Here is a 26,150-nt window from a genome sequence, read left to right as displayed (position 1 = left end):
GGGTACCATACTGGACAAGGCCGCCGGTTCAAGAATCGGCGGCCTTGGTCTTTCATGTCATCATCGTCCTGCAGTCAACAGGACGAGCGCCGCCTGATTCCTCAGCTATATCATGGGTGGCAAATTCGGTAACGGAACGCCTCCGCAATCGGGATCCGGCTTGCCCTGGCCCAGGTCGACTATCATCATCGATCCATGCATGGGAACGGCTCAGGGGCAGGTCAAACTACAAAGTTCGAGCAATTGCAGTGATCCGATGCGATGTCATCCTGGAGCTCCGAGTTCGTCTCTCGGGCCTGGAGGGGTTGGAGTGCGGAGCAGAACTGGTGGAACAGGTGCGGGCTCTCGGATTCATGATGTACTCCTGGTTCTCGCAGGGATAGCCGGGCTTCTGGCGAAGAAGTGGCTTTCTCCGGCACTCGGCGAAATCACCCTCTCCTACTTCGGCAACCTGGCAGCTTCGTTCTCGGTCTACTACCTCGTCCGTATGGCTTTTGGCGTGAAACTCGGGCGTTTGGCGATCGCAGGGGTTGCCCTGGCCGTTGTCGAGACCTTTGAGCTGACCAACGGTTTCGGAGTGATGTCGAATGTCTACGATCCATTCGACTACCTGGCAAATGCATTCGGCATCGCTGCTGCCATCCTGTTCGACATGATTCCATCTGAAAGGTCAACGCACGACGTGCGGGCATAGCTGCACCTCGAGCTCAGATACCGGTTCCATAGTGACTGGCTCTCCTGCTTGGTCGCTGCAATGCATCTCGGAGAATGGCTTCGGATTCTCCGGCAGGGAGGCGTTCATGAAGCTGTTCATACTAGCCTCATTTCTCATTCTCTCGTCAGCATCGACTGGTTCCGCAACACAGCATTTCTGGTCTGTCGGGCCAGGCGTACAGTGGCCTGCCTGATGCATGTGCCGTCGAGTTCTCTGTCTTCGAGATGTCGGGCCGCATAGTGAAGGCCGTCATCGCTGCGGAGTTCCAGCCGGGCTGGCACTCGATCCAGCTCGGTAACCTCTTCACGGGCATCTATTTCGTGCGAATGAGGGTCTGGGAGTTCGAGGCAGCGAGCGCTTCGTGGTCATAGAGTAGCTTTTGGAGGAGACTCCCCGCAGTCCATGAGAGTGTCGATCAGAGGGAGCCATACTGGACGAAGGCTGTCGGAAGACTCTCCGGCAGCCTTCTTTCGTTCCGGTCGAGAAGTGGCATCCTGATCCGCCTCGGGGTAGACACGGCACGCACACGCAATTTCCCTGAGGGATACTCCTGTTGCGCTTCGCGGCGACTTCGCATAGCGAAATCGATGATCTGGCCGGCAAACCGGCAATAACGGCCATGCTTGCCTGATCTGGCCGACAAGGTCATCTTAGGGCATGACCAGATCACAGTTCGCCTGGATCGTCGCCCCTCCGCGGCTCGACCACGGGGCTCTGTCGCCGCTCATCGGCTCCGCGGAGAGGGCTGTTGGTCGCCTCGACGCCTTCGTCTCGCTCATGCCGTGCCCGGATCATCTCCTGGCTCCGCTCAGGATAGGCGAGGCCATGCTTTCCTCCAGGATCGAGGGCAGCCGGACAACGCTCGATTCGATGCTGGAATCCTCGGCAGGGTCCAGTGACGACGACCTGGAGGCCAGGGCCTATCTCGCGGCGATGACGGGCGCCGAGATGGCCTGCACGGACGGCCTGAACCTCGAGGCGCTGCTGGAAGCCCACCGGGTCCTGATGGAGGCGAGCGGCCGGGGCGGGAGGGCCAGACCCGGGATGCTCAGGACCGAGCCGGTGTGGATCGGGCGCGGAGGAACCATCGAGAACGCCACATATGTCCCGCCACCGGCCGAAGATGTGCGGGGACTCCTGGAAAGGGCGATCGGCGAGGCCGGCAGGGCGGATGTGGATCCCCTGGTGGCCGCGGCGCTGTTCCACGCGAGATTCGAACTGGTGCACCCCTTCAGGGACGGCAACGGGAGGATAGGGAGGATGTTCGTGCCCATCCTCCTGATGGCGAGGGGAGCGGTACGGAGGCCGTTCCCCATGGTCAGCCGGCACCTCGAGTCGAACCGGGAGGAATACTACCTGCGCCTGCAGGGGATCTCCCGCTCTGGCGACTGGAACGGCTGGACTTCGTGGTTCATCGAGGCGCTCAGGATCCAGGCAGATGCCGACATCGAACTCATCACATCCCTGATCGACCTGCGGGAGGAACTGCTCGTATCCATGGCAGCGGCGTACGGGGGCCGCGTCCCGGTCCCGGCCGTGGACGCGATGTTCAGCAGGCCCGTCTTCACCGTCCCGGAGATCGCAGGCATGTCCGGCATCCCGGAGAGGACGCTCCGGAGATTCGTGGGTTTCCTGTCTTCAGAGGGGACGGTCGAGGAGATCGCGCCCGGCGCAGGCCGTAAGGCGGCCGTATTCAGGTTCACGAGGCTTCTTGCACTTCTCCGGTCGAAGTACTGACACGTTTCCGGGCCTGACATCGGGAGCTGGCCGGCAAGGGCATGATGTCGGCCATATCATGCCCATGTGGCCGATAATCTAGGCGGGGATAAGCCACCTGCTCAGTTCGAGAGGCAGGTTCCTGATGACCGTGAAAACCACCACGGCGATGAGAAAGGCTTTCCCCACGATCAGAGAGGATCTGCAGCCGACCCGGAAGGGCGCTCTGCCAGGATGGACTATTTCTGCCGCGAGGCCGGTCAGTATCAGCACTAGCGATGGAGTGAGCAGTGCATTCGAGCGGAGTGACTCGCTGAGCCTTCCCGCGACGAGGAGGTCCAGCGCTCTCATCGAACCGCAGCCGGGGCAGAAGAGGCCAGTCAGCTCGTGGAAGGGGCACCCGGGAATCCACCAGTGAGATTCGGGCCCGGTGAAGAGCATGAAGGCAGCGAGTGACGCAAGCATCGAAAGAGTGATCAGAGCCCGGAGCCTCGTGCCGGGCGCGCCTGCGCAAGTCAACTCAGCGCTCTCCGACTGATACGATGAACTGCATGGCAACATACGCCAGGGTCGACAGAACCCCGGTGACGACCGCTGCCAGAACGAAGTTCTTCGCGCGCGAGGCCGCCCTCCTGGCACCTTCGAAGTCGCCGCAAGATGCGAGCCTGTCGACGCTGGCGGCGTTGATGATGCCTCCGATGCCCAGCGGCATGCAGCAGAGGATCGTGACGAGCAGCGATTCGATGAACCAGTTCTTGATCGGAGGCTGTCCCGGGGGATACACCGGGGCTCGGGAAGGCTGCCGGTATGGGTCGCCATCCGCCGTTTCGGGCGGGGGCACGGGGGTCGGCCTCGGCAGCTTCCTGCCGCAGTAGCTGCAGTAACCCGTACCGGTCGGCTCGTCGGCTCCGCAGGAGGGGCATTCCGGCATGGACAGGCTCCTTCACAAAGGCGTTTCGCTCCTTGATCGACCCTGCACAATCGGGCCGCGGCCCGACGGGGTCAATGCCCGGATCGCAACATCCCGGGCGGTCGCCCGAGACCAGCCGCGCAAGACATACTGGAGGCGGTGACGGACCGGGATGATACACGAAATGACTATTCTCAAGGCTTCCGGAAGATCGTCAGGACCCTCCTCCTCGAGTCCTCGTCGAACTCGTCCACCTCGACCGGAACGAGGCCTGAGCCTGCTGCGGTCCGGAGGAAGTCATCGTGCCCGGAGTACAGGTCCGCCTCGCGGGCAAACCTCGAATAGTCCACGACCGGCAGGATCCCGTAGGTGTCGGGATCGGGGTTGTAGAGGGCGACGTATCGCCCGCCGGGCGTGAGAATGCGGGAAATCTCCGAGAGGACTCTGCTGATACCCATGATCTCCGGAAGTGCAGCTAGCGACGTTATCAGGTCGATGGATCGGTCCCGGAAGGGTAGCTGCAGGATATCTGCACCCACGGCTTCGCAGCAGGAGGCTCTGCCGAGGTATTCGAACTTGCTCTGGATCGCCCAGAGGCACTTGTAGTCCCTCTCGGCCGCGAAGATCCTTTGATCTCCGGTGAGAACGCTCGCGATGCAGCAGATCCCGCTTCCCCCGCCGGAGGCGATGTCCAGGATCGTATCTGCATCTGCCGATATGGCAGCATCGACGAATGCTCTCACGGATCGTCTCATGGCTGTGATCGATGCTTCGAGCTTTTCCTTTCTGCCCCTGCTGCCGAGCCACCTCCCGCTCATCCGGTATACGACCTGTCCGTCGAGTCCTTCCGGGATCGCGGCAGATCCTGGTTTCGAGCCTGGGATGCAGCCGGTCAGCCTGCCGGGAGACTTCAGCAGGTCGATGGCACTGTCCACCCCCATCCGTGCGAGCCTGCCCATCGAGAGAGGCCCTTCGACAGGCGTGAGGTCAGGGATTCCGAGTACCTCGTCGATAGGGGCCTTCCATTCGTGTATCCCGTCATGCCTGACCAGGAGCGGCCTTCCATGGAAGATGCGGAAATCGCACCGGCAGCCGGTGCAGGTCAGATCCGCGGAACGAAGAATGATTCCTGAAGAGCTTCGGCGCTCCAGGTCGAAGGTGGCGTGGCAGGCAGGGCAGCACAGCATTTCGAGGGCCGGCAGATTCATGATCCTCCCATCGGGCTCAATCCAGCGGGACTATCAGAATCACGCAATGCCAACGACAGCTGTTGCTGGGAGTTCGAATCCAGTATAGTGAATAAAGGGATTCGGGATTTATGCGCCCGACCAGCCCTCGGCTGACCTTGCCAGGAATGGATGAATCGACACCCGGCGACCCGATCGCCTGGCCACGCTCATGGTCGCTGCCGTAGGCGCGGTCGGCCCGGGATCCCGATCAACGCGGGATCGAATGCCCGATGAGCCTGATCTCCGGTATGAGGGTGGATGGGGAGGCAAGGGCCTCCATCTCGATCGCGCCACCGATCTCGGATTCGAGAACTACCAACTGGTAGCGGCAGGGATCGCCTCAACCGCTGCTCCAGGGCAGACCGGAAGGATACTCCGGTGTACCGATAGTTATCGATTCCGACGAAGACTCGGCCGCCAGAACCATGGATGCTAGAATCGTCAGAAGCAGGTTCTTCACGAATACCACCAAGGAACGGTCCTGTCTCGCAAGCTCCCGGAACATACCGAAGCGATCGTCGGTTCATAAGGCTCGGTTAAGTCAGAGCCCTCAACAATCTCGTCCTGTCGCCTTCCTGTTCAGGAACAGAGGACTCGACCTGCAGGGATGGCCTTCTTTTCGTTCTGGAACGATTCCAGAAAAGGCGGAACCGTATGCCGTGAACAATTCCGGGAGGTGGCGGGATCGGCGAAAAGCTGCCAGATGGGCAGTTTCGTCGCAGGGTTGCTATGTTGACACCCGGGGCCGGCTTATGCAGAATGAACAGGGATGAAACAGGGAGGTGCACGATGACTACTCTCTGTGCTGTTGCTCTGCTCATGCCTGCCGCTCTGGTCTCGGGCCAGGTCCGCCTCGACGAGCCCGTTTACATTCCTGCTTCCCACGCTCAGATCTCATACGATGACGGCACCGCATACTGGCTGACCTGGCACGGTCTCTACAGGGGTGTCTGGTTCAACCTGGCGGACTTCGGAGGCTCCGGCGAATGGGATGCAGACAACACCGAGTTCTGGTTCTACCACCACTCGAGCTATCCCTGGGACACCCCCTGCTTCTATGCAGAGGTCTACAATGGCGACGCCTCCGGGCCGATGACCCAGCTGGATCAGACCTCGGTCACCGCCACTCACTATGCAGCGGTATACGCCAACTACTCCACGCCGCTCATCTGCGACGAGCAGTTCTGGGTCATAGTCGACACCGAGCTCTCGACCGGCGGCTGGCCGTCGCTCCTGAGCGACAATACATCCCAGGGTGTCGACCACAGCTTCTACAGCGACGACTTCATCATCTGGCAACCATGGGTACCCTCGACCGTAGGGCTCGCCCGGACCACATGGGCCGAGGTGAAGACCCTCTTCGACATCCCGCGGTACCGCGCGACCCCGGGATGCTGCGACTACTTCATCAGAACGAGCGAAACCTTCTGGAGCGCGACCGGATCGCCGTAGAGTTCCAGGACCTCGGCGAGCCCTCATTATTGCGTCCGCAGGAACAAGCAGGTCCGGCACGGTCATTTGCGCGTCAACGGAAATGAAGAATCCCAAGCCAGGAGCCGGCCGGGTTTCCAGGAGCAATCGTTGACTGCTGCGCATGAGTGTTCGATACTTGTCTGGGCCGGCGAACACTGCGTTCAGCTGCACCGATCTTCAGGCCATCTGCCGGCCTGGAGGTGAGCATGATGAGATACGTGTTTGCTTCCTTGATCAGCTTCTGCCTCGCGAATGCCGACCAGGTTCTCATAGACGTCGACTTCAACTCACTTCCACCCTACTGGACGCTTACCGGCCCGGTAGAATGGACGTTCGGCGGATGTGCGAACATCCAGGTCCCCCAGAGCATTCCCGACTACTGGGGGATGATGAACTCCTACATGGTCCCGATTCCCTACGGAACCGACTCCCTCGTCATCGAGACCTCCGTGACGATCTTCGCCTACATCGACTGGGGCTCGGGGGATGCGAGGTTCAGGTACATTTCCCAGGGAGTGTGGCATGATCTATGGGTCAGGCACTTCGGAAACGCCGACACCACCTGGTCGGAGACAATTCATGCCAGCATTCCGTTCACGTGCGGGCAGCCGGTCTCACTGTACTTCGACACAATGGCCGGATACGGCCCTGGAGGGACTGCCTTCCTCTCCTGGACGGTTTTTCCGCTGACAATGACGGCATATGGTGAAGTGGGGCTCGAGAGCGACACATGGGCCCAGGTGAAGGCTGTCTTCGACGTGCCGCGGTACCGCTCGACCCCGGGCTGCTGCGACAACCTGATCCGGACAGGCGGATGGTGATACAACGCCGGCAAGGATGAATCGACTCGACCCTTCCCGGCTATCCCGCCATAGCATCAGACCATCCTTCCGGGTCTGTCACTGCAGATCTTCGTTTCCTATGGTGAGACGGGCACATTCTGTGCGAAATCCCGGCATGCATTGCCTGGCACATCACGCGTGCGGCTGTGATCGGGGGTGGCTGTGAACAAGCTCGCTCTTGCGCTGCTCGTCCCGGCATCTGTGCTCGCAGGTTCCTCTGCCCAGACCGACTGGACCGGAGGATGGGGTGTCCCCGGCCCGGTTCCCTCCTGGGGGAGCCAGTTCTCGAGTGCCCTGCTCACCAACTGGTGGGAATCGCCCGGCAGTCTGATCATCAGCGTACAGTATGCCTACGAGCGGCATCCGGTTACGTATTACGGCGTGCCGAACACCTTCTGCACCTATGGCTGCGATATCGACGGCGACGGAGACCAGGATGTCCTGGGGGGCGCTCCGTCCCCTGACCAGGTCTTCTGGTACGAGAACGGCTCGACATGGACCAAGCACATGATCGCCACCGACTACCTCGTCCACAGCATCCTCCCGGGCGATATCGACGGGGATGGCAGCCTGGAAATCGTCACCGCAGCCTACTTCGAGGACGAGGTCGCCTGGTGGAAGAGAAGCGGCAGCACATGGACAAGGCACAACATCGGTGGAACGATAGAATCCGCTCTCAGCGCGATACCGGCGGATGTCGACGGAGACGCCGACCTCGATGTGCTATGCGTCGCCTACCAGTCGGGACAGGTCCAGTTCTGGGAGAACAGCGACGGGACCGGGAACTCCTGGACCTGCCACATCATCAAGGAAGACGTCTTCTCCCTCAAACCGCTGAATGCATGCGATATCGACGGGGATGGAGACCTGGACATCCTTCATCCGAGCAACAACGAGGATGTCATCCGATGGTACGAGAACGAATCGGGCAGCGGCGACGTCTGGCAGAGTCATACCCTCTGGAGCGGCATGGACGGAGTCAGCAGGGCTGTCGGCGCAGATATCGACGGTGACGGCGACCTGGACGTCATCACAGGCTCACCTGCTTCCGACGAGATCTGCTGGCTCGAGAACCTGAGCGGCTCCGGAACGAGCTGGGAACAGCATGGCGTAGGGCCGATCGAACAGGGCGGGGTCGACTTCACCTTCGGCGATGTCGACGCGGATGGCGACCTCGATATCCTGGGAAGCGGATACTACTCCGTCTACTGGTGGGAGAACAACGGAGGGGGTTCGTCCTGGATCGAGAGGTACATCGGCTACTACTCATCGATCAGGACGGGTGACTTCGACGGCGACGGGATGCTCGACTTCCTCGTCACGATGGACTACAACGGCGAGATCAGCTGGTATCGTGCCATGCCGTACTACGCATCCCCGGTCTGGCTCGAATCGAGCATCCTCTATACCGGATGCGATCCAGACTACACATGGATCGCCTGGAACGAACAGGCACCGGATCAAACGTCAGTATCATTCATTGTCAGAGCTTCGGACGATCCTGCAGAGATGGGGGATTGGTCGTCACCGATCGTCAGTCCCGGCTCCCTCGGCGGGATCCTGGCCGACAACGAGAGTTATCTCCAATACCGGGTGATTCTGAGCACTTCCGATCCCTCCGTCACTCCCACCCTCGAGGATGTCACCTTCACATGGAACTCGCTCGGACTGGAAGAAGATGCAAATCCTGCCGAAGTCGAGCTGAGGATCGTGTCCAACCCTTCGGTCGGATCCCCCTCGATCGAATTCGGCCTGCCCTCGGGCATGGAGGCATCCCTGACGGTGCATGACCTGGCCGGAAGGGTGGTGGCTGCAACGGAACCCGGGTACTGCTCCGCCGGGTGGCATTCCGAGAACCTCGGCGAGCTTCCGTCGGGCGTCTACATCGTCAGTCTGACCGCCGGGGAGACCGGCGCCGTCGAGAGGTTCGTGGTCATCGAGTAGGCGCACATCTGTCGCCTCGATAGCGTCGGTCAGACTTATCTGCAGGCACAGCCTGCTTGACTCCGATACACCTGGGAATGATAATTCTAAAGAACAACGATGATGTTGTTGAATGGAAAGTTGATCATGACCATCCACGAGGCGAAGAGCGCGTTGAACTCGTTCCCCACATTCGGGCTTGGCACCATTAGGCTCTTCGATCCTGGTTTCGCACAGCAGAGCCTGTCGAGGTGGAAGTCGTCGGGCCGGATCGTGATGCTGGCTCCCGGGCACTATGCATTCCCCGATTCGCTCGGAGACGAGACGGATCTCTATGCTGCCGCCAACTCCATCTATCGTCCATCCTACGTATCACTCGAGTCAGCTCTCTCCTCTTTCGGCCTGATCCCAGAGACGGTCCGGATCATCACTTCGGTGTGCACGAGGAAGACGCGCCGTGTCGATTCTCCCGCTGGTTCGTTCCGGTACAGGTCAGTCAGCCCGGATCTTTTCTTCGGATACCTGCCGATCAATGGGACGAGACACTCCTATCTCATGGCCCGGCCTGAAAAGGCGATCCTGGATTTCCTTTACCTGAATCCGTCCTACAACGGACCGGATGAGCTGCGGGAGCTGCGCATCGCCCCGGAGGCCTTCGCCCTGTTGTCGAGGAGGCGCCTGGACTCGTACTGCCGCAGATTCGGTCAGGCGAGCCTCCAGGCGAGGCTTGACGCTCTCTGCGAGGTGATGAGCGATGCTCGAGCCTGAGATCGTGTACCGTGCATTCCCGGGCTCGGGGCCCTCCCACAGGCGGGCCATCCTCCGCGAATACCTCCAACTGAAGGCGCTGGACTTCATTTTCGGAAGGCTGTCTGCTTCCGGACTCGTCTTCACCGGTGGCACATGCATCCACATCTTCCATGGTTCCGACCGCTTCTCGGAGGATCTGGACTTCGACAACAGGGGGCTGACCGGTGACCTGTATGCGGATCTCGCAGGTGCCGTAGCCCGGGAGTTCAGGCTGGAAGGAGTGGCGTGTGAATGTACGGTGAAGGCTCCGCGCGGTGCCTCGACAGCGACCCTCCGCTTCGGTGACATCCTGCAGGCCTGGAAGCTCACTCCTCACAAGGACGAGATCCTCCGGCTGAAGCTCGATGCGGCGCCGCAGGAATACGACTGCCCCGCCGAGGTGGAGATCCTGAACAGGCTGGACGTCATCTGCGGAGTGCCGGTGCTGCCCGCCGGGCTGCTGCTCTCCAACAAGCTCATCGCCATTCTGGAGAGGAACAGGCTCATGGGGAGGGACCTCTACGATGCTGCCTACCTCTTCGGGATGACCGCTCCTGATCTGCGATACATCGAGGAGAAGTCCGGGCTTTCGACGCCACAGGAAGTCGCCGGGTGCGTCATGGATCGTATCGGTCGGACGGATATGGGGATCCTCGAGGAGGATGTGAGGCCCTTCGTGGCATTCCCGGGGAACCTGCTTCGCATCTCCGCTTTTCCGGAGATCCTCTCCCGCTGGGCGTCGGAGGCCGGCGATCGGTCAGCGGAGTGAACAGGGGGCGATCCCGGGACCGGCGCCGGGTTTCCGGCGCATCTGAAGGATCCGGAACCGGGAACCGGCCGGTCAGTCCCAGTCGGGCGGCAGGACGGGCCGCGAAACCTCCTTGGGGGAGAAGGTCACCCTGGAGCGGCAGTTGCCCGCCCAGACAAGGTAGGTATCCGGGCAGAGGGAGCCGATCCGCTCCATCATGTCGTCTATCCCCTCGTCGTTCGTCCAGAGAGGGCCCACGTAGGCGAGCCATGCCTCGGCGCCGGACAGGGATGCCCAGTCGGGGATCCAGGTGACGCCGGTCGGATACTCCCAGCCGTACTCCGAACTGCCTGCCAGGCCCGACAGCTGCTCGGCCAGCGCCACCGCATCGCTCGCGGAGTCGAAGGCGCCGCAGGCGGCAATCATGCCGAGGGGGGGCTTCATCACGAACTGCCGGGCGGGATCGGGGAGTTGCACCGTGTCGCCCTCACCATGGCCTGCACCGGGGAGGAGCCCGTCCCGGTCCAGCCTCGCCACCCAGGCGCAGGCGAGAGATGTGTCTGCGTCGGGAATCCTCGCGCTGCCTGCGAGGATGATCGTGCCATCCGGCGCCGTGTCGACCGAGTTGATCCAGAGGCCCTCCACGCCTTCGTACATCCTGGTCCACTCGACTTCTCCCGAGGCGTCGAGCCTGCAGACTGCCGGCAGGACCGTGTTCCCGCCGCCGTCCACGCCTTCGAGATCGGCATAGAACCCGCATATCGTGAGGCTCCCGTCGGGGCCTTCGGACATCCCCTGCACTCCGGACAGGAACTGCGGCAGAGTCGTCTCCCAGATCGTGTTGAAACCTAGGTCGAGGCAGGCCACCCAGGGGGAGCCGTACCGGGCGCCTGCGAGGAGTATCCTGTCCCGTGAGCATCTCAGGATCGAGAAGTACGATTCGGAACCGACCGGAACGGGATCCGTGACGATCAGCGTGTCCCCCGAGGCGTCCATCGAGACGAGCCATTCCTCGTTCGAGTCCGTGCAGGCCAGGACCGTACCTTCGGGCGTGAGATCGAAGGCCTGTACGAAGTAGTAGAGGCCCTCCGACGTATCGAGGCGTATTGCGCCGTTTCCAGCGGTGTCGCCCGTGAACTCGAAGGGCACGTCCTCGGTGCTGCAGGTGCGGCCGATCACAGTGAAGGAACCGCCCGGCAGCGCTTCCATGCCGATGGCCCAGTACGCCTTTTCGTCATCTGCCCCTATCACGGCTACTGTCTCCGTGCCGACGCCAGGTGTGACGTGCAGTACGGCGACCTCCGCATCGACGCCGGTGGCCCTGGGTTCGGCGTAGGATGCCAGCAGGAGCGAACCGTCGGCCAGCAACTCGAGCCAGCCGCCCGCCTCGAGCTCCCGCGAGACGCCGGGGATCCCGGCCTCGCCGCAGGCGTCAGTCCATGTGACACCGCCCGAGCCGTCCAGCAGCAGGATCCAGGGATACCCGAACCAGAAGTCGCCCGCAGCGGCCGAAACCGCCAGAGCTATCGAGCCGTCTGGAAGGATCTCGGCGTCGGTGGTGCGGACGGTCATCCCCGGGCCGCCGATAGCCGTGGTGAAGAACTCTTCGCGGGAGCTCTCGGAGGGCGGCTGCTGCGAGAGCACCGAGAGAAGTACCGCAGTGACGATCCCGAACCCTTCCATTCCAGGGCTCCTCTCTGACAGGCCTCGGTGAAGATAACCACGGCGATGGTCTCTCGAAAGACTGCACGGGTTTCGAGATACGGTTCTCGGGAAGTCCTCCCGCAGCCTTGCCCCGCCTGCGCGTCAGACACATCGTATCTGCGATGGATAGCAACGGAACGCCCTGACTGGAGGATGTCGATGTCGAACCGCACAATCCTTCGCATGTCACCGATCGTGTTCACTCTTATCCTAGCTGCATCGACATCCTGGGCCGGGCCCCCGAGGAGCACCGAGCCCGACCCGCGGCTTTCCGACGGGCGGGCCACGGAGGAGCTGGCTGCAGACAGGCAGGCAGCGGACGAACAGGAGCCCGGGCTCACCATCGACCAGCTCTCGGGCTGCTCGGCAACCATCCTGGGCGTCTACGAGACCGCCGGCAGGTCGTCGGAGACGCAGGGCTGGATGGGGACGGCCTTCGTGGTCGGCGTCCTCGGCGATTCCCTCGTGATGGTGACGAACCGCCACTGCCTCGGGATCGACGATCTCGTGGCCGGCGGCGGAAGGAGCGGAGGTCTCTCCGAGTACGGGCTGTTGATCGAGTTCCAGTCGGGGAAGATGGCGCCGGTGAGCTACTGCGGGTTCTTCAGGGGAGTCGATCTCGCCGTGCTGGTTGTTCCTGCGGCGGGCCTCGCCGAGGGGGATGACTACACGATCGTCCCCGTCTACGAGGGTGACGACCTGGGCGTCGGCGACGAGGTTGCCGCATCGGGCTCGCCTGCCGACGACTACACCTACTACCAGGGCACCGTAACCTTCGGGCGCATCAGCGCCTTCCGGGATCTCGACGGGATCCCGGTCATCCAGCTCGATGCGGCTCTCAACCACGGCAACAGCGGCGGCCCGCTCATGGTCGAGCGCGACGGCCTCTACTACTGCATCGGAGTCAACACCTGGGGCACGAGCGACGAGACCATCGAAGGGATCGGCTTTGCCATAGACCTGAGCCGCACCGGAGAGGTGACCGACCTGAACGACATGGTGCTGTACACTGCTGACATCCAGGGTTTCCGCAGCGCCCTCGCGGATGCGGTGACGGGTCCGGCGGCCGGCCGGGGCACCAGGGTGGGCGGCGACGAAGGCGCCACCGGCGGACAGGGACACCGCGTGGGCGATCCCGGTTCTGCAGGCGGCTCCACGGGAGGCGTAGGCCACCGCGTGCGCTGACCCCAGACCGCTTTTACTTTCCGGTCCCAACTCCCGGACTATTCGGGCAAGCCGGTTGGTTGGCCGTGAATCCCTTTACATCAGCATTCTATCTCTCGGAGTCCACTCCAGGATGATTCTGGCAGGCAGTTGTGTTAGGCATCGAAAGTTTAAAGCGGTCTGGAGGGGCGGTCTGGAGGAGGGGGTGGCATCGGGCAGCCGTTGACCCCCGGGCCGAGGCATGCTATTCAGTATCCAGTATGACTATTCCTTGGGGGGAGGAACTGTCATGAGGAATGCCGCTGCCATTCTAACCCTTCTCGCCATGCCACTTCACGCAGAATTCGCAACGCAGACCGACTGGTCCGGAGGGCCAGAAGAGCCCGGCCCGCTGACGGGATTCACTGACAGGTTCTCATCGGAGATCGGATCGATCTGGTGGGAGGATGGTCTGCTGTCACTTTCGCAGTACTTCGTGTGCGCGTTTCCCGGCGGTTTCACCGATGCCGTTCCTGGCGACGTGGATGGCGACGGAGATCCGGACATGATCGTCCTCGATGATTTCACCGATACGATAAGCTGGTGGGAGAACACCGACGGAACAGGGAGGGCGTGGGCGGTTCATGCGATCGCGACCGTCGAAAACTACACGTATGGGATCGACTGCGGGGACTTCGATAAGGATGGCGACTGCGATGCCGTCGTCGGGAAACCCGCCGTGACATGGTTCGAGAATGGATCGGGCGGGTCTGGATGGTCAAGTCACACCATAGATTACATCTCCCCGGAGTATGGATCGGGCAGCATCGATGTGTCCGACATCGATCATGACGGGGATCCCGATCTGGTCGGGCAGCTGTGGTGGGCAGACGAAGTGGTCTGGTGGGAGAATCCTTTTCCAGGGACGACCTGGACAAGACATACCGTCGATTCGACCATCGAGCGTCCCCTCGACGCGATTTGCGGCGATTTCGACGGGGACGGCTGGGAGGACATCGCTGCCGTATTCGGCGCAGGTGACTATACGGCGTGGTACAGGAACACGGACGGCGGCGACGAATGGGCAAGGTATGAAATAGTCAACGATGCGATCGGGACCATCCTCGAGGCAGGGGACATCGACTGCGACGGCGATCCCGATCTGCTCGGAGCCGAGGGGCCGGGATCGTACATACGCTGGCGGTCGAACCCGGATGACCTTGGCGAACCATGGGTAGGCTGCGACATCACGGCGGGCTTCCAAGGCTCGAGTTCCGCCTGTCTGGCGGATTTCGACAGGGATGGCGATACGGATGTCGTCGCTTCAGGGGGTTATGGTCTCTGGGTATTCGAAAACATGAACGGGGCGGGGACCTCCTGGCAAGTCGAGATCCTCGAGCAGAGCAACATCTTTCTGAACTTTCCTCAGGCAGTCGTGGGCTGCGATCTCGATTCCGACGGAAAAGCCGAGTTCGTCGTATCTGATGGAACGGAAACCAACGAATGGGATCCAGACGACTGGCTGACAATCGGCAATCTCGTTTCGAGCGTCGTCTACGTGATCGACGCAGACTGGCTCGGCCTCTCATGTACGGCTGACACGCCGATCGGCACCGCGGTCACCTTCCAGGTCAGGGCGTCCGACGACTACACCCAGATGGGGGAGTGGTCGGACACGCTGACTGTACCCTGCTCACTCGACGGCATCCTGGATGACTACGACAGCTTCGTCCAGTACCGGGCGATCCTGTCGCGGAGCGAGCCGGGCACCACGCCGGTACTCGAGGAAGTCACGTTCACCTGGAACCCGCTGGGCATCGCCGGTGACCACCCGCCTGCCTTGTTCGAGCTGGTACCGGTGCCCAATCCGGCGCACGGGGAAGCCTTCATTCTCCTCGGAATGCCTGTTGCCGGGACGGTCGAACTCACCGTGTACGATCTCGCGGGTCGGCAGGTCTCGATCAGGTCCGGCATGGAACTGGACGCGGGGTGGAACGAGGTCGCTCTCGGGGAGTTCCCGCCCGGTGTCTACTTCGTCGTCGCTCGTTCGGGGGTCTCTCGGGCCTCGGAGCGGCTGGTGGTGATGGAGTAGGCGTTCCTCCTACTCTCTGTCCCACTCCCGGATGATTCCTGCAAGCCGGTTACCAGAGGCGTACATCCCTCTACAGCAGCATTTTCTCTCGGTTCTCACTCCAGGAGGATCCTGGTTATCCGTCGAGTTGGGACCGAAAGCTAAAGCGGTCTGGAATGCTGGACTTCAGCGCAGCATCGTGAAAGCAGTGCATCGTATCGACTGCTTCATGCATCCGAATCCCATGGCGGACATGTTTGAGAGAGCTGATGCATGGTTCCACCCACCTGGTTCCGGCCCGGGCCGATCCCGGCCGAAATCGCTATCTTCCAAGCTCCGGGACGATGAGCAAACCAACACACCCATAGCTGAGGAGAGCCGGGCGCCGATGACATCGAGAGATACCACCGGAGCCGTACTCGTCCTCGGCGGAGGGGTCGGGGGCATCCAGGCGGCGCTGGACCTGGCCGACTCGGGCTTCAAGGTCTACCTGGTCGAGCGGAAGGGCGCCATCGGCGGCACGATGGCAGGCCTGGACAAGACGTTCCCCACGAACGACTGCTCGATGTGCATCCTGTCGCCCAAGCTCGTGGAGTGCGGGCGGCACCTCAATGTGGAGATCATCACGAACGCAGAGCTTCTTTCGCTTGCGGGGGAGCCCGGGGCGTTCAAGGCCACCGTGCTGCAGAACCCGCGGTTCGTCTCGGTCGAGAAGTGCACGGGCTGCGGGGATTGCGCGAAGGTCTGCCCGGTGAAGACCCCCGACGCCTTCAACTCGGGCATGGGGGAGAGGAAGGCGATCTACAGGCTCTACGAGCAGGCCTATCCGCCCGCGTTCCAGATCGATCCTGCGATCTGCAAGCGCTGCGGGCTGTGCGCCAGGAAGTGCACCGCCGGGGCGATCGACCTCGACGAGAAGCCCCGCACGCTCGAACTCGCCGTAGGGGCTGTGGTGGCCTGCCCGGGCTTCGAGCCCTTCGACGCCGGGAGGCTCCCGGCATTCGGCTACGGGACGTTCCCCAACGTCATCACGAGCATCGCGTTCGAGCGGATCCTGAGCGCATCGGGGCCGACACGCGGCAGGCTCGTACGGCCCTCCGACGGCCGCGAGCCGCGGAACATCGCGTGGATCCAGTGCGTGGGCTCGCGCGACATCCACAGGGTGGACAACGGCTACTGCTCATCGGTGTGCTGCACGTACGCGATCAAGGAGGCGGTGGTCGCGCGCGAGCACGCCTCGGGCGACCTGGGCACGTCGATCTTCCTCATAGACGCCCGCACACACGGCAAGGGCTTCGAGAGGTACTACGAGCGCGCCAGGAACGAGCATGGTGTGCGATTCGTGCGCTCCGAGACCGGCCGCATCCTCCAGAACGCCGACGGCAGCCTCATCCTGCGATATCCCGAGGACGGGCGGATACGCGAGGAGGTCTTCGACCTCGTGGTCCTGTCGGTGGGCATGGTGCAGAGCGACGCCAATCGCGGGATGGCGACCCGGCTCGGTCTCGCGCTCGATGAGCACGGCTTCTGCGAAACCGGGGCCTTCTCACCGTCGGCGACCCCGGTGCCGGGCGTTTTCGCCGCGGGGGCGTTCACCGGCCCGAAGGACATACCCGAGACGGTGACGGGCGCGAGCGCGGCGGCGGCGGAGGCTGCAGCCCTCCTGTCGGGCTCCCGGAACACTCTCGCGACGAAGAAGGAGTATCCGGAGGAGCTGCCGGCGAAGGGCGCAAGGCCCCGCATCGGCGTGTGGGTGTGCAGCTGCGGGATCAACATAGGCAGCGTGGTGGACGTGGCCGCGGTGAGGGATAGGGCGCGCGGGCTGCCCAACGTGGTGGTGGCCGAGGACGCCATGTTCACCTGCTCGCAGGACACCCAGCGCAGGATCAGGGAGAGCATCGCGGCGAACCGGCTCAACCGCGTGGTGGTCGCGGCATGCACTCCCAGGACTCACGAGCCGCTGTTCCAGGAGACTCTCAGGGAGGCCGGGCTCAACCGGCACCTGTTCGAGATGGCCAACATCCGCGACCAGTGCGCATGGGTGCACCAGGGCGAGCCGGAGAAGGCCACTGCGAAGGCTGTGGACCTGGTGGGGATGGCTGTTGCGAAGGCCAGGCTGCTCGAGCCGCTTTCGCGCGCCGAGCTGCCCGTCGACAGGAACGCCCTGGTGGTCGGGGGAGGGGTGGCGGGCATGAGCTGCGCCGCGATGCTCTCCGGGATGGGCTTCGGGGTGCATCTGGTGGAGAGCTCGGGCGAGCTCGGAGGCAACGCCCGCGCCATGCGCACCACGCTCGACGGCTCCGATGTCGGCGCATTCCTTGCCGACCTCGAGGGCCGGGTGCTCGCCGACCCGCGCATCACCGTGCACATGATCTCGCAGGTGAGCGACGTGAGCGGGTTCGTGGGCAGCTTCACTTCCACGATCCGGCACGAGGACGGCTCATCGGTCGAGGTCGCCCACGGTGCGGCCGTGATCGCATCGGGCGGCGGGACGCGCGTGGCCGAAGGCTTCGGATACGGGGAAGACCCGCGCGTGATGACCCTGCGCGAGCTCGAGGAGGAGATCGGCAGGCGCGGCCCCCTGGTCTCGCCGGCGAGGAACGTGGTGCTAATCCAGTGCGCCGGTTCGCGCGACGAGCAAAGGCGGTACTGCAGCCGCACGTGCTGCAGCGAATCCGTGAAGCTCGCACTCGAACTCCTCGATATGGACCCCTCGATCAACGTCTACGTGCTCTACCGCGACATCCGCACCTACGGGGCCCGCGAGGGCAAGTACACGGAAGCCCGCGAACGCGGAGTGCGGTTCCTGAGGCACGATGAAAACAGCCGGCCCTATGTCGCGATCGTGGATGAAGGCGGCGAGAAGCGGGTCAGGATCACGGCCGTGGACCTGGTTCTGGGCGAGACGGTTTCGATAGACGCCGACATCGTGGGCCTCGCGTCGGCCATAACGCCCTCGGAGGATGCCGGTAGGCTGGCGGGGCTCTTCAAGGTACCGCTCGACGAGGACGGCTTCTTCATGGAGGCGCACGTGAAGCTGCGCCCGGTGGACTTCGCCACCGAGGGAGTGTTCGTGTGCGGCCTGGCCCATGGCCCGAAGACGATCGGCGAGAGCATCGCACAGGCTGGGGCTGCGGCCTCCAGGGCCGCACTGGTGCTTTCCCGGGATTCGATCGAGGCCGGTGGGACAGTTTGCAGAATCAACTCCGAGAAATGCTCTGGATGCGGCACTTGTGCAGCACTCTGCCCGTTCCGCGCCATCGAGATGGACGAGGCCGAGGGAAAGGCTGCGGTGAACGAGGCCCTGTGCAAGGGCTGCGGGCTCTGCGCCTCCTCGTGCAGGTGCGGCGCAGCTGACATCCTCGGTTTCACCGACCGCGAGATACACGCGATGATAGGCTGCGGGACGCGGAGGGCGCCGTGACTGGAACGAACGCGAACGCGGGCTGGGAGCCCAGGATCGTAGCGTTCCTCTGCAACTGGTGCAGCTACGCCGGGGCCGACTCGGCCGGCGTGGGCAGGATGCAGTACCCCGCCTCGGTACGCGTGATCCGCGTGCCGTGCGCGGGCAGGATCAACCCCTTCTTCATACTGTCGGCCTTCCGCAGTGGCGCCGACGGGGTGCTCGTCTCTGGCTGCCATCCCGGCGACTGCCACTACATCTCTGGGAACCTGGGCGCGCGGAGGAAGTTCGCACTGCTGGCGCGCCTGCTCGGGCACCTCGGAATCGAGGAGGGCAGGCTGCACTTCACGTGGGTGTCCGCCTCCGAGGGCGGGAGGTTCGCCGAGGTGATCGAGACCGTCACGACACGGGTTCGCGAGCTGGGGTCGGTCCGCAGGAATGCGGGAGGCGCACGGTGAGCGGCGCGGGGCTGTCTGCCCGGATCGCGGAGGCCGCCTCGCGGCTTCTCTCGGAAGGCTCGGCAGAGGTCGTCATAGGCTTCGAGCAGGGCTCCATCCCGATGCGCGCCACGCCATGCCTCGTCACCGACCCGTCCGACGCCGGGCGCCTGGTGTGGAACGCATTCTGCGCAAACAACCTCGCGAAGTATCTCGAACCAGGACGGAAGGCCGCGATAGTGGCAAAGGGCTGCGACTCCCGGGCGATCGTGGAGCTCGTCAAGGAGAGGCGCCTTAAGCGCAGCGACATCGTCGTGATCGGCGTGCCGTGCACCGGCATGGCCGACCCGCGGGCGATCGCGAGGCGGTTCCCGGGGCTCCGCGTGACGGCGGTGGAGGAATCGGACGGCATGCTTGTCATCCACGGCGGCCCCGGGCCCGTGTCGGTCCCCCTCGACGAGGTGCTGCACGCAGGCTGCCGGCTGTGCGCGAAGCGGAATCCGGTCGTCTGCGACATCCCCATGGGGGACCCCGTAGCCGAGATCGATCCCGGCTTCCCCGACGTGGAGGCCTTCGCCTCCCTTCCTGCCGATGAGAGACGCGTGCGGGTGGAGGCGGAGATGGCTAAATGCATCCGGTGCTATGCCTGCCGGAGCGCATGCCCGCTCTGCACATGCGCCTCGTGCTTCGCCGACTCGTCGCAGCCGCAATGGGTGGGGAGGGGAGCGCACCCGGAGGACGTCATGGCCTTTCACGTGATGCGCGCTATGCACCTGGCCGGGCGTTGCGTGGAGTGCGGGGCGTGCGCGCGGGCCTGCCCCACGGGGGTGGACCTTTCGATCCTGAACCGCAGGCTCGCCTCCGACGTATCGGAGCTCTTCGGATGCAGGGCCGGCCTCGACGAGAACGCGCCGCAGCCCCTCGCGGCCTCCTCCATGGAGGATCCGCAGGACTTCATTCTCGATCCCGGGCGGAAGCAGGAATGACGGATATGGTACAAGGCCGCGAATCCCTCGTCCGCCTGCTGGAAGGTATCCTGGCCATGCCGGGTGTGACCGTGTACGCGCCCGTTGCCGAGGGCGACGGAGCGGCCTTCGGACGGATCGGATCGGCTTCCGAGGCGCTGCTGGACTGTTCCGGCGTCGTCAGGCCGCCCAGGCAGATCCTCGCGCCTATGACCGAGATTCTTCTAACGGTGGAGCCGGACGGAAGCACTGTCGATCGCGTTCCGGCACCGGAACCGATGATACTCTTCGGGGCCAGGCCCTGCGATTCCCGCGCCATAGCATTTCTCGACCGCGTCTACGCCGGCGGCGACCGGATCGACCCCTACTATGCCGCCCGCAGGGAGGCGCTCACGATCGTCTCGATCGGGTGCCGCGAGCCCCGCGCCACCTGCTTCTGCACCTCCACCGGGGGCGGACCGCTCTCTCGGGAAGGTTCCGATATCCTGCTCGAGCCCTCGGGGGAGGGGTGGATCGTCAGGGTCATCACCGACAAGGGCGCCTCGCTCGCCGGGAGAGCGGGTCTCGAGAGCCCGGATGAGAGAGTACCCGACCCCGCCGTATCGCCGATGGCCGGGGAGCCCCGCGACCTTGCCGTGTTGCGCGAGCGCCTGGAGAAGGCATTCGACGACCCGCGCTGGGAGGCTCTGACCGCGAAGTGTCTGGGATGCGGGGCCTGCACGTTCATCTGCCCTTCGTGCCACTGCTTCGACATCGTCGACGGAGAGGAGGACGGCCGGATCGTGCGCAGCCGCATATGGGACTCGTGCCAGTTCAAGACCTTCACGAGGCAGGCCTCGGGGCACGACCCCAGGCCCACGGGAGCCGAAAGGTACAGGCACCGCCTGATGCACAAGTTCAGCTACTGCATCGAGAGCTACGGCATGCCGGGGTGCACGGGCTGCGGAAGATGCGTCGAGGCCTGCCCGGTGAACCTCGACATCAGGCTCCTCCTGGATGCCTTCGGAGGGGGGAAGTGAGCAATCCGTACGCGCCGATCCCGATGAGGGTGGAGAAGAGCGTCACGGAGACAGAGGACGGCTCGATCCGCACCATCTCGCTCTCTTTCCCAGATGGCACGGCGCCCTTCGGGTTCGTGCCGGGTCAGTTCGCGGAGCTCTCGATACTCGGCGTGGGGGAGGCCCCGTTCGGGATCGCCTCGTCGCCCATGTCTTCCGACATGCTCGATTTCACGATTGCCCGCGTGGGGACTGTCACGACCGAGCTCCACTTCCTCGAGCCCGGCGAGAGCGTGGGCCTCAGGGGCCCGCTCGGCAACGGCTACCCGGTCGAGGAGCTCTCGGGGCGCGATCTTCTGGTTATAGGCGGCGGCTTCGGCTTCTCGACCCTCAGGGCATTCACGAACTACGCCCTGCACCCCGGGAACCGCGGGAACTTCGGAGGGATCACGGTGGTCTACGGCGCGAGGAACCCCGGGCTCCTCCTCTACCGGGACGACCTGTGCGACTGGGCCTCGCGGGACGACATGAACCTGGTCGTGACGGTGGACCGGGCGGATGAGGAATGGACCGGCATGACCGGGACGGTGCCCGCTGCCGTCGAGAAAGTTAAAGGAGTTAAAAGCGTTCTGGGGGGGAGGGCGGCGCTGGTGTGCGGGCCTCCGGCCATGATCCGCTACACGCTGCCGGTGCTCGCGGACCTGGGCCTGGCGCCCGCGGACGTATTCCTGTCGCTGGAGATGAAGATGAAGTGCGGCATAGGCAAGTGCGGCCGGTGCGGCATCGGCGGTTCCTACGTGTGCACCGACGGCCCGGTGTACAGCCTCGAACGGCTGCGCGGACTGCCGGGGGAGTTCAGATGATAGACCTCTCGAAGGTGAACGCCGGGCTCTGGCGCGAGGTGGTGGAGAGCTGCGGCGACATCAGGCACTGCTTCACGTGCAGCACCTGCGTGGCGGGATGCCCTGCCGCCGAGGCCAGCCCCCCGCTCTTCGTGCGCGACCTGGTGAGGAAGGTACTGCTCGGTCTCGAGGAGAGCCTGCTCGAGGACGAGACCCCGTGGCTGTGCGTCACCTGCTCGGCATGCGAGGAGATGTGTCCGATGGGCGTGAAGCCCTTCGAGGCATGCCTCGCGGTTAGGCGCTGGCAGGCCAGGAACGACGAGTCGTTCATCCCTGCGTCGGTGGCCGAGATCTTCGAGACCGGGCACACCCAGCCGGTGGACAGGGTGCGCGAGAAGAGGCGCGCCGTGGGCCTGGACGAGGTGCCGCCCACCATCGCGAGGTTCCCGGAGATGCTCGAGAAGTTCCGCGAGATGCTGCGGGAGACCGATCTGGTGAAGAACAACGAATTCATGTTCAGGGGCTGACGGGATGAAGTACGGCCTGTTCCTCGGATGCAACGTGCCGGCCGTGAGGCCCGACGTGGAGCGCGCGATAAGGCTCTCGATGCCGCGGCTGGGCGCGGAGATGGCCGACCTCGAGGGAAGCGTCTGCTGCCCGGCCTTCGGTTCGTTCCCTTCCGCCGACGAAACCGCATCGCTCGCGGTGAGCGCCTGGAACTTCTCGATAGCGGAGGATCTGGGCGTGCCGATGGTGACGCAGTGCGGCTCGTGCTACAGCTCGCTGCGGATGGCGCTTCGGAGGCTGCACGAGGACGAGGCCCTGAAGGCGAAGGTGCAGGGTCTCCTGCACACGAAGGCCGGCAGGGAGTTCCGCGGCACCGCGGAGGTGAGGCACATCACCGACGTGCTCTTCAACGACATCGGCCCCGACAGGATACGCGAATCCCTGGAATTCCCGCTGAACGGGATGTCCGCCGTGGTGCAGTACCCCTGCCACACCCTCTACCCCAGCGAGATCGTGGGATTCGAGGAATCCTCGGGAAAGCCGCGGATGCTGCGCGGCCTGGTGGAGGCCCTCGGCGCGAACGTCCGGCCCTACAGCCGCGAGCTCCAGTGCTGCGGCGGGGCCGGGGGATTCGTGAAGGGCAGCTTCGCGGGCGCCTCGGAGTACGCCTTCAGGAAGCTCAGGGCGCTCAGGGCCGAGACCGACGCCGGCATGATCGTCGTCTCGTGCATCACATGCCTCGAGCACATGGACAGGATGCAGGCCGAGCTCGCGAAGAAGGACCCTTCGTTCGTCCCGCTGCCTGTGTTCGACTACAACCAGCTCCTGGCGGTGTGCATGGGGTTCGACCCGGCCGAGGTGGCCTCGATCTCGACCGTGCCTCGCGAGGACCTGGTGGAAAGGATCAGGGGCGCGGGCCGCTATCGGACCTCACGCCCCTGACTGTCGAAGATCCTCCTGGCTAGACGCAGCCGTCGGGCTTGGGCAGCCCCGCGATCCGGCAGGCGCCCCTCGCGGGGCCCTTTGGGAACAGACCGTAGAGCTCCTGCAGCTTGAGCCCGCTCTGCTTGCAGAGGCCGCGCACCGTCGGGGCCATGTCGGATTCCTTCCAGAAGCCCCTGATGTAGTTGATGACCTCCCAGTGCTTCGGAGTGAGTTCGCCCGTGCCGTCGAGCCGTGCAAACTCGGCCGCCACCGCCTCGCTCCAGAGCCGCGGGTCCTGCAGGAACCCGTCGCCGTCGACCTTCAGTTCCGCGTCGCCTATCCTGATGCTGTCCATATGCTGCTCCGGCTGTCTGTGTGTTCGGTCACTTCCTGAGCGACGCGATCTCACGCACCGCCACTATCGCCTTGTCGATCTCTTCTTCGGTGTTGAACGGACCCACGCTGAAGCGAACGGTCCCGTGGATCCTGTCGGTGCCGAGCTGCCCGTGCACCTTGGGGGCGCACTGGAGCCCGGTACGCACCGCGATACCGTGGTCGACGTCGAGCATGGTGCCCACGTCTCCGGCCTCGAAGCCCCGGATGTTCAGGCTGAGCACGGGATTCTGGTTGTCGGTGTCGTCAGCACAGTAGGTTGTCACGCCATCGACGGCCTGCACACCCCGGCGCAGCCTGTCCCAGAGGGCGATCTCGTGGTCGTGGACCCTGTCCATGCCCTGTTCCAGAACCCACTTCACGCCGGCGTTGAGGCCCGAAATGCCTACGGTGTTGAGGGTGCCGGCCTCCATGCGGTAGGGGAACTCGTCGAGGTGGAAGGGCTGCGCGGAGCGCACGCCCGTGCCGCCGAAGATCGTACAGCGCACCGGCACGTCCTCGCCGACATAGGCGCCGCCGATGCCGGTGGGGCCCATCAGGCACTTGTGGCCGGTGAAGGCCAGCAGATCTATGCACATGGCCTGGACGTCGATGGGCACGGCGCCGGCGCTCTGGCTGGCGTCGACCGCGAAGAAGATGCCGGCCTTCCTGCAGCGGCGGCCTATCTCGCCCACTGGCTGCACGGTGCCGATGATGTTGGACGAGTGGTTGACGATGACCAGCCTGGTGTTCTTCCTGAAGGCCTTCTCGATGTCGCCGGGATCGACGTAGCCCTTCGAGTCGAACGGGATCCAGGTGACCTCGACGCCGCCGTCGCGCTCGAGGTGGTTGAGCGGGCGCAGCACCGAGTTGTGCTCGAGGTTCGTGGAGATGACGTGGTCGCCCCTGGAGAGCATGCCCATGATGATCCTGTTGAGGGCGTCGGTGGCGTTGTAGCAGAACGTGAGGCGGTTGGGGTCGGTGCCGTTGAACAGGCCCGTGAGCAGCTTCCTCGTTCCGTGGACGATGTTCTCGGCCTCCAGCGCCTTGTCGAAACCCGAGCGGCCGGGGCTCACCCCGTGCGACTGGTAGAACTCCTTCATGAAGTCGTACACGACCTGCGGCTTCGGGAACGACGTCGCGGAGTTGTCGAGGTAGATCAGATCGTCCATCCACGTTCCTTCCAGGGTTCGATCCGTCCGGCGCGCGCCGGTCGGGGCCGTCCGGGGCATCGGCCGGTCCCGTCGCCCGACAATACATTTCCGCGGAGCCTTCACCAAGCCGGGGAACCCTGCGGCCTCAGGTCCAGAACTCGACCAGTGCCCTCAGGATGGCGGGTCGCTCGAAAGCGTAGTCGTCCTCGGTGGAGATGTACTGGAGATATCTGCGCACGGCCGCCCTCTGTTCCGTGGAGAGGAGCGAGTACTGCCCGATCCCGTGGGAGTCGAGATGGGTCAGGTGGAAGGCCATGCCGAACTCGTAGACTCCGTCGAGGTCGGCCACGAGGAATGCGGGGAGGTGGAACCTCATGCCCTCGGCGTCGAAGAAGCTCAGGCTGCTGTTGCACCTGTTGAGGTCGGCCGGGCGGATGATCCGCCAGTCGTCCTTCTCGTCATCCCGGCGGCGTACCGCCCGGGATGCCTCGTCCTCGTAGCCATCCAGGCCCTGTGCCTCACGGAGGCCCACGCCGCCCCCGAGACGGACACCCGAGAATGCCCTGCATATCCCGTCCCGGACGCTGTCGAGATCCACTTCCGACTCACCGTCTCCGGCGCCTCCGGTTCCTTGGACGGCATCACCCGCATCTGCAGGCATATCCACGATACCTCCGAAATGGATCGATGCGCGGACGATCTCCGGCGCCGCCCGCCTTGTCAAGCGCTCCCCGAGGTGGAGGCCTCCTGCCGTAAGGCCGGGAGCATGGAGCGGTGCATTCCGAGGGGTACTCGCCCCGACCGGGAATTGGCATATCTGACGGCGGTTGTCATCGGCACGGGGAGAGCCGGCACCGATCGGAGGAGATCATGGCGGTGGCTTCGATGTCGCCCCGGGAGGCCTACGAGGCGGCCTCGGGTTCCGGGGCCCTGATCGTCGACATGAGGCCGGAGCACGAGGTCAGCTACAGGGTCTTCGACGTGCCCGAAGTGATCTGCATCCCCAGGGGGGAGATCGCCGAGAGGGCAGGGGATCTGCCGCAGGGAAGGCTGCTCATAGTCGCGGATTCGGTCGGGCTGCACTCCAGGGCTGCCGCGGAGGCGCTGTCGGCAGCCGGGCTGGGGCCTGTTGCGAGCCTCACGGGCGGCATGGTGGACTGGGAACGCGACGGGCTTCCCGTCAGGAAGGACCCCGATTTCGAACTGCGCGGGCAGTGCGGATGCAAGCTCAGGTCGAGGAAGGGCTGACTATGAAGGCTGCCTGGTGCAGAACCGGCGGCAGGCG

General features: G+C 64.0%; 25 protein-coding genes. 18 read left to right on the top strand and 7 right to left on the bottom strand.

Translation table 11 applies throughout. The features are described 5' to 3' along the window. Positions 1–310 precede the first annotated feature (310 nt). From QUS11_07190 to QUS11_07180, 3 genes are all read left to right on the top strand, one after another. Complete coding sequence (locus QUS11_07190; protein ID MDM7993084.1) at positions 311–694, top strand: hypothetical protein; 384 nt, start codon at positions 311–313, stop codon at positions 692–694. 245 nt (positions 695–939) lie between these two features. Further along, a complete protein-coding gene (locus QUS11_07185; GenBank protein ID MDM7993083.1) occupies positions 940–1,086 on the top strand; it encodes a hypothetical protein in 147 nt (48 codons plus the stop codon). Positions 1,087–1,372: 286 nt separating this feature from the next. Continuing rightward, entirely contained in the window at positions 1,373–2,452 is a 1,080-nt protein-coding gene (locus QUS11_07180; protein MDM7993082.1) for a Fic family protein, read from the top strand. Between the two features lie 78 nt (positions 2,453–2,530). Here the strand turns inward: QUS11_07180 and QUS11_07175 are convergent, their stop codons facing one another. The 3 genes from QUS11_07175 to QUS11_07165 form a co-directional block, all read right to left on the bottom strand. Beyond that, entirely contained in the window at positions 2,531–2,950 is a 420-nt protein-coding gene (locus QUS11_07175) for a DUF2752 domain-containing protein (protein MDM7993081.1), read from the bottom strand. A gap of 1 nt (position 2,951) precedes the next feature. Beyond that, positions 2,952–3,362 (bottom strand): CD225/dispanin family protein, encoded by a 411-nt coding sequence (locus tag QUS11_07170; GenBank protein ID MDM7993080.1) that lies wholly within the window; start codon positions 3,360–3,362, stop codon positions 2,952–2,954. 173 nt (positions 3,363–3,535) lie between these two features. Then, the gene (locus tag QUS11_07165; GenBank protein ID MDM7993079.1) at positions 3,536–4,549 is read right to left on the bottom strand and encodes a methyltransferase domain-containing protein; all 1,014 of its coding nucleotides are present in this window, start codon (positions 4,547–4,549) and stop codon (positions 3,536–3,538) included. Positions 4,550–5,359: 810 nt separating this feature from the next. On the opposite strand from QUS11_07165, the gene QUS11_07160 reads away from it, so the two are divergent. The 5 genes from QUS11_07160 (at position 5,360) to QUS11_07140 (ending at position 10,366) form a co-directional block, all read left to right on the top strand. Then, positions 5,360–6,022, top strand: coding sequence for a hypothetical protein (locus QUS11_07160; protein ID MDM7993078.1), 663 nt, complete (start codon positions 5,360–5,362; stop codon positions 6,020–6,022). A 230-nt stretch (positions 6,023–6,252) separates the two neighbouring features. Then, entirely contained in the window at positions 6,253–6,864 is a 612-nt protein-coding gene (locus QUS11_07155; GenBank protein MDM7993077.1) for a hypothetical protein, read from the top strand. A gap of 183 nt (positions 6,865–7,047) precedes the next feature. After that, positions 7,048–8,829, top strand: a complete 1,782-nt coding sequence (locus QUS11_07150; GenBank protein MDM7993076.1) for an FG-GAP-like repeat-containing protein — start codon at positions 7,048–7,050, stop codon at positions 8,827–8,829. 126 nt (positions 8,830–8,955) lie between these two features. Next, on the top strand, positions 8,956–9,576 hold the full coding sequence (locus QUS11_07145) for a hypothetical protein (GenBank protein MDM7993075.1): 621 nt from the start codon (positions 8,956–8,958) through the stop codon (positions 9,574–9,576). Continuing rightward, a complete protein-coding gene (locus QUS11_07140; protein ID MDM7993074.1) occupies positions 9,563–10,366 on the top strand; it encodes a nucleotidyl transferase AbiEii/AbiGii toxin family protein in 804 nt (267 codons plus the stop codon). Before QUS11_07145 ends, QUS11_07140 begins: the two co-directional genes overlap by 14 nt. Positions 10,367–10,438: 72 nt before the next feature. Here QUS11_07140 and QUS11_07135 read toward each other — a convergent pair whose 3' ends face one another. Next, a complete protein-coding gene (locus QUS11_07135; protein MDM7993073.1) occupies positions 10,439–12,028 on the bottom strand; it encodes a hypothetical protein in 1,590 nt (529 codons plus the stop codon). A 180-nt stretch (positions 12,029–12,208) separates the two neighbouring features. Here QUS11_07135 and QUS11_07130 point away from each other — a divergent pair, with 180 nt between their 5' ends. The 9 genes from QUS11_07130 to QUS11_07090 all read left to right on the top strand — a co-directional run bounded on the left by QUS11_07130 (position 12,209) and on the right by QUS11_07090 (position 23,357). After that, a complete protein-coding gene (locus QUS11_07130; protein ID MDM7993072.1) occupies positions 12,209–13,234 on the top strand; it encodes a S1C family serine protease in 1,026 nt (341 codons plus the stop codon). Between the two features lie 268 nt (positions 13,235–13,502). Next, the gene (locus QUS11_07125) at positions 13,503–15,284 is read left to right on the top strand and encodes an FG-GAP-like repeat-containing protein (GenBank protein MDM7993071.1); all 1,782 of its coding nucleotides are present in this window, start codon (positions 13,503–13,505) and stop codon (positions 15,282–15,284) included. 367 nt (positions 15,285–15,651) lie between these two features. Next, positions 15,652–18,687, top strand: a complete 3,036-nt coding sequence (locus QUS11_07120; protein ID MDM7993070.1) for an FAD-dependent oxidoreductase — start codon at positions 15,652–15,654, stop codon at positions 18,685–18,687. Further along, positions 18,684–19,124 carry a hydrogenase iron-sulfur subunit gene (locus QUS11_07115; GenBank protein MDM7993069.1) on the top strand — a complete coding sequence of 147 codons (441 nt, stop codon included), beginning with the start codon at positions 18,684–18,686 and terminating at the stop codon, positions 19,122–19,124. Before QUS11_07120 ends, QUS11_07115 begins: the two co-directional genes overlap by 4 nt. Further along, positions 19,121–20,089 (top strand): 4Fe-4S dicluster domain-containing protein, encoded by a 969-nt coding sequence (locus QUS11_07110; GenBank protein MDM7993068.1) that lies wholly within the window; start codon positions 19,121–19,123, stop codon positions 20,087–20,089. The genes QUS11_07115 and QUS11_07110 overlap by 4 nt, the downstream gene beginning before the upstream one ends. Continuing rightward, on the top strand, positions 20,086–21,087 hold the full coding sequence (locus QUS11_07105) for a 4Fe-4S dicluster domain-containing protein (protein MDM7993067.1): 1,002 nt from the start codon (positions 20,086–20,088) through the stop codon (positions 21,085–21,087). Before QUS11_07110 ends, QUS11_07105 begins: the two co-directional genes overlap by 4 nt. Beyond that, complete coding sequence (locus QUS11_07100; GenBank protein MDM7993066.1) at positions 21,084–21,929, top strand: FAD/NAD(P)-binding protein; 846 nt, start codon at positions 21,084–21,086, stop codon at positions 21,927–21,929. The genes QUS11_07105 and QUS11_07100 overlap by 4 nt, the downstream gene beginning before the upstream one ends. Further along, a complete protein-coding gene (locus QUS11_07095) occupies positions 21,926–22,435 on the top strand; it encodes a 4Fe-4S dicluster domain-containing protein (protein ID MDM7993065.1) in 510 nt (169 codons plus the stop codon). Before QUS11_07100 ends, QUS11_07095 begins: the two co-directional genes overlap by 4 nt. Before the next feature lie 4 nt (positions 22,436–22,439). Further along, the gene (locus QUS11_07090; GenBank protein ID MDM7993064.1) at positions 22,440–23,357 is read left to right on the top strand and encodes a CoB--CoM heterodisulfide reductase iron-sulfur subunit B family protein; all 918 of its coding nucleotides are present in this window, start codon (positions 22,440–22,442) and stop codon (positions 23,355–23,357) included. A 19-nt stretch (positions 23,358–23,376) separates the two neighbouring features. Here the strand turns inward: QUS11_07090 and QUS11_07085 are convergent, their stop codons facing one another. From QUS11_07085 to QUS11_07075, 3 genes are all read right to left on the bottom strand, one after another. Further along, positions 23,377–23,694 carry a TusE/DsrC/DsvC family sulfur relay protein gene (locus tag QUS11_07085; GenBank protein MDM7993063.1) on the bottom strand — a complete coding sequence of 106 codons (318 nt, stop codon included), beginning with the start codon at positions 23,692–23,694 and terminating at the stop codon, positions 23,377–23,379. A 28-nt stretch (positions 23,695–23,722) separates the two neighbouring features. Next, a complete protein-coding gene (locus QUS11_07080; GenBank protein MDM7993062.1) occupies positions 23,723–24,883 on the bottom strand; it encodes an aminotransferase class V-fold PLP-dependent enzyme in 1,161 nt (386 codons plus the stop codon). 127 nt (positions 24,884–25,010) lie between these two features. Then, positions 25,011–25,526, bottom strand: a complete 516-nt coding sequence (locus tag QUS11_07075; GenBank protein ID MDM7993061.1) for a hypothetical protein — start codon at positions 25,524–25,526, stop codon at positions 25,011–25,013. Positions 25,527–25,735: 209 nt separating this feature from the next. On the opposite strand from QUS11_07075, the gene QUS11_07070 reads away from it, so the two are divergent. Beyond that, positions 25,736–26,113: a rhodanese-like domain-containing protein gene (locus QUS11_07070; GenBank protein ID MDM7993060.1), complete on the top strand. Its 378-nt coding sequence runs from the start codon at positions 25,736–25,738 to the stop codon at positions 26,111–26,113. Positions 26,114–26,150 lie beyond the last annotated feature (37 nt).

It is taken from the genome of Candidatus Fermentibacter sp. (assembly GCA_030373045.1).
Taxonomy (GTDB): Bacteria; Fermentibacterota; Fermentibacteria; order Fermentibacterales; family Fermentibacteraceae; genus Fermentibacter.
Note: the sequence above shows the minus strand (reverse complement) of the source record. Positions and strands in the feature narration are given on the sequence as shown.